Source organism: Brevibacterium senegalense, from assembly GCF_000285835.1.
GTDB classification, from domain to species: domain Bacteria; phylum Actinomycetota; class Actinomycetes; order Actinomycetales; family Brevibacteriaceae; genus Brevibacterium; species Brevibacterium senegalense.
The window spans coordinates 172,210-183,682 of the sequence record NZ_HE978605.1 but is presented as its reverse complement, the minus strand read 5'-3'; the positions used below and the strand labels follow the sequence as shown (position 1 = coordinate 183,682).

The window sequence follows — 11,473 nt, the reverse complement described above, 5'->3', positions numbered from 1 at the left end:
GCGGCGGGGGACCGGCCCCAGGCCTCCTCGACCCGCCTGACCGACGCACCCACGGCGCCGCTGGGCCAGCGGCTGCTGAGCCGGCACGCGGCCGGGCTCCAGCAGCACGCGGCCGCAGCGGCGGACGACCTGAGCGGCAGCCTCCGCGAGCTGCTGGCCCCGTACCGCCTGTCTCCCACGGCCGGCGAGGAGGGGCGTCTGCTGCGGGTGCCGCTGCACCGGCTCATCCTGTCCGCGCTCCTGTCGACGTCCGTGCTGGTGTCCGTCATCATCATGATCGCGCTGGTCGTGGGGGCCGTTGTCGTGTCGATCGTGATCTCGCCCGCGGCTCTCGCGACATCCCTGTTCGCGTTCATCCCCGGGATCCTGGCACTGGTGGGAGTGCTGCGCAGTGAGCTGGGGCGGGCCAACTTCACCGTCGCGCTCACGCAGGACGGGCTGCGCGTGAGCTACGGGCTGGCCTCGACGACGAACCGGATCATCCCGTTGGACCGCATCCAGGCGGTCAAGCTGGCGCAGCCGCTGCTGTGGCGACCGGCCGGCTGGTGGCGGGCGGAGTTCACGATCGCCTCGGACGCCAGCGACAACGAGACGCAGAACGTCCTGCTGCCGGTCGGATCCGTCGACGACGTCATGCTCATGCTGGGGCTCTGCCTGCCGGACCCGCGGCCGGCGGGCACGGACGCCCGCTCGCTGGTGCTGGCCGGGATGCAGGGACCGTTCGCCGGGGGACCGGAGGCGCGCGCCGCCGAGTCCGCGTACCGCAGTCGCCCGCGGTCCAGCAGGTGGGTCGACCCCGTCACGTGGAAGCGCAACGCGCACGCACTCACCGGCACCCTCGCCCTCGTCCGGTCCGGCCGGCTGAGCCGCACCCTGGAACTGGTGCCGCACGCCCGCGTGCAGGCGCTGAGCCTGCGGCAGGGTCCGATCCAGCGGGCGCTGGGGCTGTCGACGATCGCGCTGCACATCTCGCCCGGCCCCATCCGCCCCCACTTCGTGCACCTGCCGCGGGAGGAGGCGCACCACCTGTTCGACCGTCACGTCGACGTGACCAGGCAGGCGCGCGAGGAGCTCGACGCGCACACCCGGGGGCCCGTCGCCGGGTCGCCCGGTGCACCGGGAAGGACGACCGCATGAACATCGACGAGCAGACCCGCCTGGGAGTGGGCATCATCGGGCTGGGCCGCGTGGGCGCCGTCATGGGGGCGGCGCTGCGCGAGGCCGGCCACGCGATCGTGGGCGTGACCGCCGGCTCCGAGGCCAGCCGGGACCGGGCGGAGGCGATGCTGCCGGGCGTTCCGATCCTCGACATCGAGACGATCCTGGAGCGCGCGGAGCTCGTGCTGTTCACGGTGCCGGACGACGCGATCGCGGACCTGGTGTCCGGGTTGGCGTCCCTGGGCCGGTTCAGCCCGGGCCAGATCGTCCTCCACTGCGCGGGCCGGCACGGGCTGGGCGTCCTCCAACCCGCGGCGGACGCGGGAGCGATCCCCATCGCCCTCCACCCGTCGCTGTCGTTCACGGGCACCAGCATGGACCTGCCGCGTCTGCGCCGGACCACGATCGGGGTGACCGCGCCCAAGCCGGTGCTGCCCATCGGACAGGCGCTGGTCGTGGAGATCGGAGCGGAGCCGGTCATCCTCGCGGAGGCCGACCGCTCGCTCTACCACGCGGCCATCACGCACGCGTCGAACCACACGATCGCGATCATCGCGCAGTCGATGGAGGTGCTCTCGTCGTTGGGCGTCGAGGACCCCTCGCGCGTGCTGTCCGCGCTGGTCGACGCGAGCGTGTCCAACGTGCTGCAGTCCGGACCGCGTGCGCTCACCGGACCCGTGAGCCGCGGCGACGTCACGACGGTGACGGCCCACGTGCAGGCGCTGGCGGAGCACGCGGTGACGAACGAGTCCGCCGAGGTCGCGGACGCCTACCGCGCGATGGCCCGGGCGACGACGGCCCGGGCTCTGGCGAACGGCACGATCGACGAGGCGACCGCGACCCGGCTGCTGGACGCGCTGGAGGCCTGAGCGGGCGAGCCGCTGGGCACCCGCGTCGCCGTTACCGTCCGGATCGGGGCGCGCGGTAGCCTTGGGGCCATGCCGCAGACCGATTCCCAGCCCCAGCCGCACGACGATCCGGAGCAGCTGCGCATCCGCAAGGACAAGCGCACCCGGATGCTCGCGGACGGGCGTGCCCCGTACCCCGCCGCCGTCGCGCGGACCCACACCCTCGCCCAGGTGCGGGAGGCCCACCCGGACCTGGAGCCGGGGGAGGAGACGGACACCGTCGTGGGCGTCGCCGGCCGCGTCGTGTTCCAGCGCAACACCGGCAAGCTGTGCTTCGTGACGCTGCAGGCCGGCGACGGCACGCGCCTCCAGGGCATGCTGTCCCTGGCCGAGGTGGGTGCGGAGAGCCTGGAGCGCTGGAAGCACGACGTCGACCTGGGCGACCACGTCTTCCTGCACGGCCGCGTCATCATGTCGAAGCGCGGCGAGCTGTCGATCATGGCCGACGACTGGGCCATCGCATCCAAGGCGCTGCGCCCGCTGCCCACGCTGCACACGGAGCTGACGGACGAGACCCGGATGCGCCAGCGCTACATCGACCTCATCACCCGCCAGGAGGCCCGGGACACCGTGCGCATGCGCGCGGAGGTCATGAAGTCCCTGCGCCGCACCTTCGACGCCCGCGGCTTCATGGAGATCGAGACGCCCATGCTCCAGACGATCCACGGCGGTGCCGCCGCGCGGCCGTTCTCCACGCACATCAATGCCTACGACATGGAGCTCTATCTGCGCATCGCGCCGGAACTGTTCCTCAAGCGCGCATTGGTGGGCGGACTGGACGATATCTTCGAGATCAATAGGAATTTCAGGAATGAGGGCGCGGATTCGACGCATTCGCCGGAGTTCGCGATGCTCGAGGCATATCAGGCCTATGGTGATTTCACCTCGATCGCGGAACTCACGAAGGAACTCGTGCAGAATGCCGCACTCGACGCGTTCGGCTCGCACACGGTGACGCTGTCCGATGGTGAGGAATACGACCTGGGCGGTGAATGGAGAACCATTCGCATGTATCCGTCCCTGTCGGAGAAGCTGGGTGTCGAGGTCACCCCGGAGACCACGGTCGAGGAATTGTCCGCGCTGGCGGATCAGCACGGAATCGACCTGGAGGGCGTCTTCCGCATCCACGGCAAGTACGTCGAGGAGATGTGGGAGCACTTCCATGCGGACGAGCTGCACGCCCCCACCTTCGTCACCGGCTTCCCGGTCGACACCTCGCCGCTCACCAAGAGCGACCGGGAGACCCCGGGGATCGTGGAGAAGTGGGACCTGTACGTCCGCGGCTTCGAACTGGCCACGGGCTATTCGGAGCTGAACGACCCCGTCATCCAGCGCGAGCGCTTCGAGGCGCAGGCGCGCGATGCCGCCGCGGGCGACGACGAGGCGATGCGCGTCGACGAGGATTTCCTCACGGCGATGGAATACGGAATGCCCCCCGCCGGTGGTATGGGAATGGGAATCGATCGGCTCCTCATGGCGCTCACAGGATTGGGAATCAGGGAGACGATTCTCTTCCCACTGGTCAAGCCGATCGCTGATTGAGGTCCTTCTCCCCCTGAAACCCACAGGAATCGCGTCGGGGCATGCGCATTCCGCAGAAGAAAAGGTAGTGTGGTCATGGAGTACATCAAAGTCCTCCTCCCCTCCATCGGTGTCGGATTGATCTTCTGGTACGTGATGCGTGGAATCCTCCGCTCGGATACGACAGAGCGGGAGGAGATGGAGAGGTACTACCGGCAACTGGACGACGAGCACCCCGCGGAGGAACCCGCGGCCGGTGACGACGAGGAGAAGAGCACTCATGGCCCGCGAGATGAAGGTCGTCCTGACTGACGACATCGACGGAACCGAAGCCGCGGAGACGGTCCGTTTCGGACTGGACCAGGGCGCCTACGAGATCGAGCTGTCGGACGAGAACGCAGAGAAGCTGCGTGCGGTGCTGGCGCCCTACATCGCGAAGGCCCGCCGGGTCGCCGCGACGCAGCGCGCCGGATCCGCCCGCCCCCGCCGCAGCGCGGGCACCCAGAACTCCAACCTCAACGCGAAGATCCGCGAGTGGGCGAAGGAGCAGGGCAAGAAGGTCTCGGAGCGCGGTCGCATCTCCCAGGCGATCATCGACGAGTACCACGAGGCGCACCCCTGATCGGAGGTCCGCGCGCGGACGTCCCGGTCCGCCCGCACACCTGATCGCAGCACGCATGCCCCGGCCATGAGGTCGGGGCACGCGCGCGTCCGGAGCCGTGCGCATCCGACGTGTGGAGCAGTGCGATTCGCTGACAGCGAACATGTTTCGGCTGACCGCGAACACTGCAATGAACACGCACCCGCGGTGGTTACAGTGCTAGGAATCATCAGACGAGGAGGACCATCATGTTCGAACGGTTCACCGACCGGGCCAGGCGCGTCGTCGTGCTCGCACAGGAGGAGGCCAAGCTCCTCAAGCACAACTACATCGGGACCGAGCACATCCTGCTGGGCCTCATCCACGAGGGCGAGGGCGTCGCGGCGAAGGCGCTCGAGGGGATGGGCATCTCGCTCGAGCAGGTCCGCGACCAGGTCACGGAGATCATCGGCGAGGGCCAGCAGGCGCCCTCCGGTCACATCCCCTTCACGCCCCGGGCGAAGAAGGTCCTCGAGCTGAGCCTGCGCGAGGCGCTGCAGCTGGGCCACAGCTACATCGGCACGGAGCACATCCTGCTGGGCCTCATCCGCGAGGGCGAGGGTGTGGCCGCCCAGGTGCTCGTGAAGCTGGGTGCGGATCTGGCGCGCGTGCGCCAGGAGGTCATCAAGCTGCTGTCCGGCTACCAGGGCAAGGAGCCGGCGTCGACCGGTGCGCGCGAGGAGGGCACCCCCTCCGGCTCGCTGGTCCTGGACCAGTTCGGCCGGAACCTCACGGCCGCGGCGCGCGAGGGCAACCTGGACCCCGTCGTGGGCCGGGAGCTGCAGATGCAGCGCGTCATGCAGGTCCTCTCCCGCCGCACCAAGAACAACCCGGTCCTCATCGGCGAACCCGGCGTCGGCAAGACGAGCGTCGTCGAGGGGCTGGCCCAGGCGATCGTCAACGGCGAGGTCCCGGAGACCCTCCAGGACAAGCAGCTGTACACGCTGGACCTGGGCTCGCTGGTCGCCGGCTCCCGCTACCGCGGCGACTTCGAGGAGCGCCTCAAGAAGGTGCTCAAGGAGATCCGCACGCGCGGCGACATCATCCTCTTCATCGACGAGATCCACACCCTCGTGGGTGCGGGTGCGGCAGAGGGCGCGATCGATGCCGCGAGCATCCTCAAGCCCATGCTGGCGCGCGGCGAGCTCCAGACGATCGGCGCGACGACGCTCGACGAGTACCGCAAGAACATCGAGAAGGACGCCGCGCTGGAGCGCCGCTTCCAGCCCATCCAGGTGCCGGAGCCCGCACTGGCGGACGCGGTCCTCATCATGAAGGGCCTGCGCGACAAGTACGAGGCGCACCACAAGGTCACGATCACTGACAGCGCTCTGGCGGCCGCGGTGAACCTGTCCGACCGCTACATCAACGACCGCTTCCTCCCGGACAAGGCGATCGACCTGATCGACGAGGCCGGCGCGAAGCTGCGCATCACCCGCATGTCCTCCCCGCCGGAGGTCAAGGAGCTCGACGAGCAGATCCTGGCCGCCCGCCGGCGCAAGGAGGCCGCGATCGACGCGCAGGACTTCAACCTCGCGCAGTCAGAGCGCGACGCGGAGATGTCGCTGACGAAGCAGAAGGAGGAGCGCGAGCGCAACTGGAAGTCCGGTGACCGCGGCGAGGCCATCGTCGATGAGGAGCTCATCGCGGAGGTGCTGGCGCAGTCCACGGGCATCCCGGTCTTCAAGCTGACGGAGGAGGAGTCCTCCCGCCTCCTGCGCATGGAGGACGAGCTGCACAAGCGCGTCATCGGTCAGAACGAGGCGATCAAGTCCGTGTCGCGGGCGATCCGCCGGACCCGTGCGGGCCTCAAGGATCCCAAGCGTCCGTCCGGTTCGTTCATCTTCGCCGGGCCCACGGGTGTGGGCAAGACAGAGCTCGCGAAGGCACTCGCGGAGTTCCTCTTCGGCGACGAGGGCTCCCTCATCACCCTCGACATGTCCGAGTACGCGGAGAAGCACACCGTGTCGCGCCTCTTCGGCTCGCCCCCCGGCTACGTGGGCTACGAGGAGGGCGGCCAGCTGACGGAGAAGGTCCGTCGCCGTCCGTTCTCCGTGGTGCTGTTCGACGAGGTCGAGAAGGCCCATCAGGACATCTTCAACTCGCTCCTGCAGATCCTGGAGGACGGTCGCCTGACCGACTCCCAGGGTCGTGAGGTGGACTTCAAGAACACCATCATCATCATGACGACGAACCTGGGCACCCGGGACATCGTGAAGACCCAGCAGATGGGCTTCCAGGTCGAGGGCGATCCGATCAACGATTACACGCGGATGAAGCAGCGGGTGAACGAGGAGCTCAAGCAGCACTTCCGCCCGGAATTCCTCAACCGCGTGGACGACACGATCGTCTTCCCGCAGCTGTCCCGCGAGGAGATCCTCGAGATCGTCGACCTGTTCCTCGCCCGCCTCGACGCCCGTCTGGCGGCGCAGGGCATGTCAGTCGAGCTCACGGACGAGGCGAAGGCACTCCTGGCGGAGCGCGGCTACGACCCCGTGCTGGGTGCGCGTCCGCTGCGTCGCACGATCCAGAGCGAGATCGAGGACCAGCTGTCCGAGCGCATCCTCTTCGAGGAGATCAAGGCCGGCCAGATGGTGCACGTGGACGTCGAGGGCGAGGGCCTGGACGCCGTCTTCACCTTCCGCGGCGAGGACGACCCGCGGGTGCTGGCCCGGGTGGGCGCGACGGACGGCGAGACCCAGTCGGACTCGACCGGGGCGATCCCCGAGGCCGGCGTCTCCAACGGCTCCGGACCCGTCTCCGGTGACGGCGGCGGGCTCGAGGCGGAGGCGCAGGCCAGCCTCGATACGCCCTCGGGTTCCTGAGGTCGGCAGGGGGCTCCCCGGGAGCTCCTGGAGATGAAGCGGTGGGTCGGATCACTTTTCCGGCCCACCGCTTCGTCGTGCGCGCGCCTCGGTGTTGAATGGTGGGATGACATCTGCAGCAGAGCGGGCCGCTGACCAGTACCGTGCCTACCCGGTGGGGGACGGGCTGATCCTCCGACGTGCGACAGCGGCGGACGTGCCGCTCATCGTCGAGCTCGTGGCTCCCATGGTCGAGGCGCGCATCCTGGTCCCCAAGCAGCAGGTGGACTACTTCGAGTCGATCCACGAGTTCTGGCTGGTGTTCGACCAGCACTCCGACGGCACGCAGACCCTGGCCGGGTGCGCCGCCTGCCACCTCATCTGGTCCGACGTCGCAGAGGCCCGCACGATCGCGACCAGCCCCGCGTACCGGGGCCGCGGGATCGGCCGGCTGCTGGTCGAGCAGGTCATCGAGGACGCGCGGGTCCTGGGTGCCCGTCGCGTCTTCTGCCTCACCTTCGAGACGGACTTCTTCAGCTCTCTGGGCTTCGAGGTCATCGACGGCACCCCGGTGGCGCCGGAGGTCTACATCGAGCTCCTGCACTCGCGCGACGAGGGCACCGCGGAGTTCCTGGACCTCGCGCGGGTCAAGCCCAACACCCTGGGGAACTCGCGGATGCTCCTGACCCTCTGAATCCCTCATGCTCCGAGCTCCGGTCGCAGCCGTGTGACGACATCCGCCGGAGAACTCTCCAGAAAGTACTTTCCATGACGGAAAGTATGTGCTTCGATGGACACATCGGGAAGCCCGCAGGGCGGAACGATCGATGAAGCCGAGGCTCGCGGAGCGGGCCGAGGGCCGGATCCAGCAGCAGGAGAGAGATCATGGAACACGCAAGCAGCGCACACGACAGCACGCAGCAGGGCACGGGATCGGACGTCACCGCGGACGAGGCGCGCAGGATGCTCGATGAGGCAGGGCGGATCGAGCGCCGGACCGCGGACGCGATGCCCCCGGTCCTCATCACCTACGCGATCCTCTGCGTCCTGGGGACGATGACGACCCTGGGCCTCCACGTGGCCGACAGGATGGCCCCGGACCCGGACTTCAATGCGCGCCTGGCCGTCATCGTCTTCTCCCTGGCCTGGGTCCTCGCGGCGATCATCGTCCCGATGCTCTTCCGCCGCCCGTTCCGCCGGGGCCTGGCCACCCGCTGGTTCGTCTACATGGGCATCTGGTCGGTGCTGTGGGCCGCGGCGATGATCCTGGCCGGCGGACTCACCGGCTTCTTCCTGGCGCCGCTGTTCCTGGTCCTCTTCGTGACCGCCGCGGCGACCGAGGCGAAGGCGTACCGTGCAGCGGGCGGTCAGACGCGATGAGCGAGACACGGCACCCCCGCTTCGCCCTCGACACGACCCTCGTCCACCCCGTCCGCTTCTCCCTCGTGGCCGCACTGGCCTCTGTCGAGAAGCTGTCGTTCAAGGAGCTGCGGGACGAGCTGGAGGTCAGCGACTCCGTCCTGTCGAAGCAGACCGCGGAACTGGAGAAGGCGGGGTTCCTCACCGCGACGAAGGGGTTCGTGGGGAAGCGCCCGCGCACCACGCTCTCGCTCACCGCGGAAGGACTGACACGCTGGCGCGAACACCTCAGCGCACTGCAGCGGATCGCGGGAACAGACGACTGAGCAGGACCGGATGTATCACGCAGCGGCGCGATGCACCCACCGGCGGGTGCATCGAGCCGCTGCCTGTGCGATCCTCAGAGCTCGTGGTCGATGCGGTGGATGATCATCTCGAGGGCGACGAGGTTGTGGCCGCCGTCCGGGATGATGAGGTCGGCCTTCCGCTTGGACGGCTCGACGTGCAGCTCGTGCATGGGCTTGACCGTCTCGAGGTACTGCGCCTCGACGGACTCGAGCGAGCGGCCGCGCTCCACGACGTCGCGCCGGATCCGCCGCAGCAGGCGGACGTCCGCATCCGTGTCGACGAACAGGCGGATGTCCAGCAGCTCGGAGATCCGGGGCTCCGCGAAGAGGAGGATGCCCTCGACGATGAGGACGGGAGTGGGCGTGATCGTGAGCGTGTCCGTCGACCGGTTGTGGTCCGTGAAGTCGTAGACCGGGCTCTCGATGGGCTCGCCGGACTTGAGCATCTGGATGTGCTCGCGCAGCAGTTCGACGTCGAAGGCCTCCGGGGCGTCGAAGTTCTGCGCGGCGCGCTGCGCGAACGTCTTGCCCACGTGCGCCTTGTAGTAGTTGTCCATGAAGAGGACGGTGGACCGGTTCCCGAAGCGGTCCAGCAGCGCGCGCGTCAGTGTCGTCTTCCCGCTGCCGGTACCCCCGGCGACCCCCACCGCGATCGCGCCCACGCCTCAGTCCTCCATTCGCACTCCTGCTGATCCAGCACCTCATCCTAGAGGAGGGACCGTGCGGCGCACGGGATTGCGGACGCAGCCGCTGGTGCGGGTGCCGCGGCAGGCGTGGCTGTGCCGGTGTGTGTCAGGGGAGCCGCAGTCGCGCATCCTCCAGGACGGCGAGGCCGTCGTCCACGAGGTCCGTGGCCAGCCGGGCCGTGCGCTCGCCGCCCGCATCCAGGTCGCGCACCGCAGCGATCGCGCGCCGCACGGGCTCGTCGACCTCGGCCAGCCGGGCGGACTCGTCCGCCGTCAGCTGCGCGGTGGGTGCGGTCAGCAGTCGCAACGGGATGGGCGGCGACGGGTGTCCGGCGCGCAGGGCCTTCATGATCGCGCCGCGAAGCTGGCGGTCGGTGCCGGCCCACGCCTGCCCTCGCCGGACCACCGCGGGGTCGACGGGCTTCCCCGCTGCGACCCACGCGCACGTGTCCTGCAGAGGGCACGTGTCGCACGCGGGTGAGACGGCCGTGCACGCGAGCGCCCCCAGCTCCATCGCCCCCGCGTTCCACTCGACGTGGTCCGTCTCCGGAACCAGCGCTGCGGCCCACCGCCGCTCGCGTGCGGTCAGTGCCGCCGGACGGTGCTGCACCCCGGCGAGCACGCGTCCCAGGACCCGGCGCACGTTCACGTCCAGCACGGCGGTCCGTCCGCCGTGGGCGAAGCTCGTGACCGCCGCGGCTGTGTACGCACCCACGCCGGGCAGGGCGAGGAGCGCGTCCTCGTCGTCGGGAACCGCACCGCCGTGCCGCTCGACCAGCGCGGCCGCGGTCTCCTGCAGGCGCAGCGCTCGGCGGGGGTAGCCCAGCGAGTCCCAGGCCAGGAGCACCTGGGACGCGGGTGCCGCCGCCAGGTCCGCGGGGGTGGGCCACGTCTCCATCCACGCTCGCCAGCGGGGCAGGACCCTGCTGATGGGCGTCTGCTGGCTCATGACCTCGCAGACGAGGATCGACCAGGCGGTGGCGTCCGGCTCCCGCCACGGCAGCGGTCGCGCGTGGGTGCGGAACCAGTCGATGACCCGGGCCTGGACGATGCGGAGGGTCTGCGGGTCGACGGGAGGCAGCGCGTTCGCCGGTGGAGGAGTGACCTCCCCCGCCTCGCGGTGTGTCATCGGGTCCTCCCTGCGGAATCGACCTAGGCTCGAGGTGATGAGCAGCTCCGGTCGAGGTCCCCGTCAGGGTCGTCCCAGCCGCACGCCCGGGAAGTCTACGGGGTCGGCGCGGGCGACCGGCAGTCGCGTGCGCGCAGGAGCCGGCGGTGGCAGGAAGCGACCGGATCCGCGGAAGCAGCTGTACCGCCGCCGGCGGATCACGGTGGGCATCCTCGCGATCGTCGTCGCGGCGGTCCTGGTGCTGGGCATCGTCCTCATGGTCAAGGCCGTCCAGGGGATCCGAGAGGACGTGTCCGCGCCCGCACCGGAGCCCACGACGACGGAGGCGGCGGCGCCCGGACCCGAGGCCAGCGAGGGCTCGGGGGCGTGCCCCCCGGATTCCGTCCGGGTCGCCGCCTCGACGGACGAGGACGAGTACGAGGACGGCGAGGAGCCGGAGCTCACGATCGAGGTGACGAACGGCCACGACGCGGACTGCATCATCGACGTGGGGGAGGCGCACCAGGAGTTCGTCATCGAGCGCGACGGGGACACCGTCTGGTCGTCCCGCTACTGCGCCGCGACGGGCGAGGACGACGAGGCCGCCACCAATCCGCTGGTGTTCCCTGCGCAGTCGTCGAAGAAGGCGTCGCTCACGTGGCCGCGGATCCCGGTCGACGACGAGTGCCGGCAGACGGACGAGTCGTTCCCCGCCGGGGAGTACGCCCTCGTCGTGAAGCTGGGGGAGACGGAGAGCGAACCCGCGCGGTTCTCGCTGGTCGAGGAGGCCGGGGACGGGGCGAGCGAGCCCGCCGGGGACGAGGGCTCCGCCGGCGAGGACACGGCCGACGACGACAGTGCCGGCGAGGACACGGCCGACGACGACAGTGCCGGCGAGGACGCCGCCGACGGCGACAGCGGCGACGGCTGATCCCGCACGGC

At 69.7% G+C, this 11,473-nt stretch carries 12 protein-coding genes; 10 read left to right on the top strand and 2 right to left on the bottom strand.

Features of this window, described 5'->3' with window-relative positions:
* From HGBR_RS17635 to HGBR_RS11470, 9 genes are all read left to right on the top strand, one after another.
* Positions 1-1,137 (top strand): PH domain-containing protein (locus HGBR_RS17635; protein WP_019159492.1); only part of this gene is annotated, 1,137 nt, incomplete at its 5' end.
* Positions 1,134-2,027: a Rossmann-like and DUF2520 domain-containing protein gene (locus HGBR_RS11505; protein WP_019159491.1), complete on the top strand. Its 894-nt coding sequence runs from the start codon at positions 1,134-1,136 to the stop codon at positions 2,025-2,027. The genes HGBR_RS17635 and HGBR_RS11505, both read left to right, overlap by 4 nt.
* Positions 2,028-2,096: 69 nt before the next feature.
* Positions 2,097-3,608, top strand: a complete 1,512-nt coding sequence (gene lysS, locus HGBR_RS11500) for a lysine--tRNA ligase (protein WP_019159490.1) — start codon at positions 2,097-2,099, stop codon at positions 3,606-3,608.
* A 75-nt stretch (positions 3,609-3,683) separates the two neighbouring features.
* Complete coding sequence (locus HGBR_RS20325) at positions 3,684-3,899, top strand: hypothetical protein (RefSeq protein WP_040365036.1); 216 nt, start codon at positions 3,684-3,686, stop codon at positions 3,897-3,899.
* On the top strand, positions 3,868-4,209 hold the full coding sequence (locus HGBR_RS11490) for a histone-like nucleoid-structuring protein Lsr2 (protein WP_019159488.1): 342 nt from the start codon (positions 3,868-3,870) through the stop codon (positions 4,207-4,209). Before HGBR_RS20325 ends, HGBR_RS11490 begins: the two co-directional genes overlap by 32 nt.
* A 227-nt stretch (positions 4,210-4,436) precedes the next feature.
* Positions 4,437-7,052 (top strand): ATP-dependent Clp protease ATP-binding subunit, encoded by a 2,616-nt coding sequence (locus HGBR_RS11485; protein ID WP_019159487.1) that lies wholly within the window; start codon positions 4,437-4,439, stop codon positions 7,050-7,052.
* A 106-nt stretch (positions 7,053-7,158) separates the two neighbouring features.
* Positions 7,159-7,725, top strand: coding sequence for an amino-acid N-acetyltransferase (locus HGBR_RS11480; protein ID WP_019159486.1), 567 nt, complete (start codon positions 7,159-7,161; stop codon positions 7,723-7,725).
* A 191-nt stretch (positions 7,726-7,916) separates the two neighbouring features.
* Entirely contained in the window at positions 7,917-8,411 is a 495-nt protein-coding gene (locus tag HGBR_RS11475) for a hypothetical protein (protein WP_019159485.1), read from the top strand.
* Positions 8,408-8,716 carry a winged helix-turn-helix domain-containing protein gene (locus tag HGBR_RS11470; protein WP_019159484.1) on the top strand — a complete coding sequence of 103 codons (309 nt, stop codon included), beginning with the start codon at positions 8,408-8,410 and terminating at the stop codon, positions 8,714-8,716. The genes HGBR_RS11475 and HGBR_RS11470 overlap by 4 nt, the downstream gene beginning before the upstream one ends.
* A 74-nt stretch (positions 8,717-8,790) precedes the next feature.
* Here the strand turns inward: HGBR_RS11470 and udk are convergent, their stop codons facing one another.
* Together udk and HGBR_RS11460 are read right to left on the bottom strand one after the other, a co-directional pair.
* Entirely contained in the window at positions 8,791-9,399 is a 609-nt protein-coding gene (gene udk, locus HGBR_RS11465; protein WP_019159483.1) for a uridine kinase, read from the bottom strand.
* 130 nt (positions 9,400-9,529) lie between these two features.
* The gene (locus tag HGBR_RS11460; protein WP_019159482.1) at positions 9,530-10,552 is read right to left on the bottom strand and encodes an HhH-GPD family protein; all 1,023 of its coding nucleotides are present in this window, start codon (positions 10,550-10,552) and stop codon (positions 9,530-9,532) included.
* A gap of 127 nt (positions 10,553-10,679) precedes the next feature.
* On the opposite strand from HGBR_RS11460, the gene HGBR_RS11455 reads away from it, so the two are divergent.
* Positions 10,680-11,462, top strand: coding sequence for a hypothetical protein (locus HGBR_RS11455; RefSeq protein WP_147522458.1), 783 nt, complete (start codon positions 10,680-10,682; stop codon positions 11,460-11,462).
* Positions 11,463-11,473: the final 11 nt, after the last annotated feature.

Excerpts from the sequence above, each read along its gene's own strand:
- HGBR_RS11505 (WP_019159491.1), top strand. The coding sequence starts at position 1,134 with ATGAACATCGACGAGCAGACCCGCCTGGGAGTGGGCATCATCGGGCTG.
- lysS (WP_019159490.1), top strand. The coding sequence starts at position 2,097 with ATGCCGCAGACCGATTCCCAGCCCCAGCCGCACGACGATCCGGAGCAG.
- HGBR_RS20325 (WP_040365036.1), top strand. The coding sequence starts at position 3,684 with ATGGAGTACATCAAAGTCCTCCTCCCCTCCATCGGTGTCGGATTGATC.
- HGBR_RS11490 (WP_019159488.1), top strand. The coding sequence starts at position 3,868 with ATGGCCCGCGAGATGAAGGTCGTCCTGACTGACGACATCGACGGAACC.
- HGBR_RS11485 (WP_019159487.1), top strand. The coding sequence starts at position 4,437 with ATGTTCGAACGGTTCACCGACCGGGCCAGGCGCGTCGTCGTGCTCGCA.
- HGBR_RS11480 (WP_019159486.1), top strand. The coding sequence starts at position 7,159 with ATGACATCTGCAGCAGAGCGGGCCGCTGACCAGTACCGTGCCTACCCG.
- HGBR_RS11475 (WP_019159485.1), top strand. The coding sequence starts at position 7,917 with ATGGAACACGCAAGCAGCGCACACGACAGCACGCAGCAGGGCACGGGA.
- HGBR_RS11470 (WP_019159484.1), top strand. The coding sequence starts at position 8,408 with ATGAGCGAGACACGGCACCCCCGCTTCGCCCTCGACACGACCCTCGTC.
- HGBR_RS11460 (WP_019159482.1), bottom strand. The coding sequence starts at position 10,552 with ATGACACACCGCGAGGCGGGGGAGGTCACTCCTCCACCGGCGAACGCG.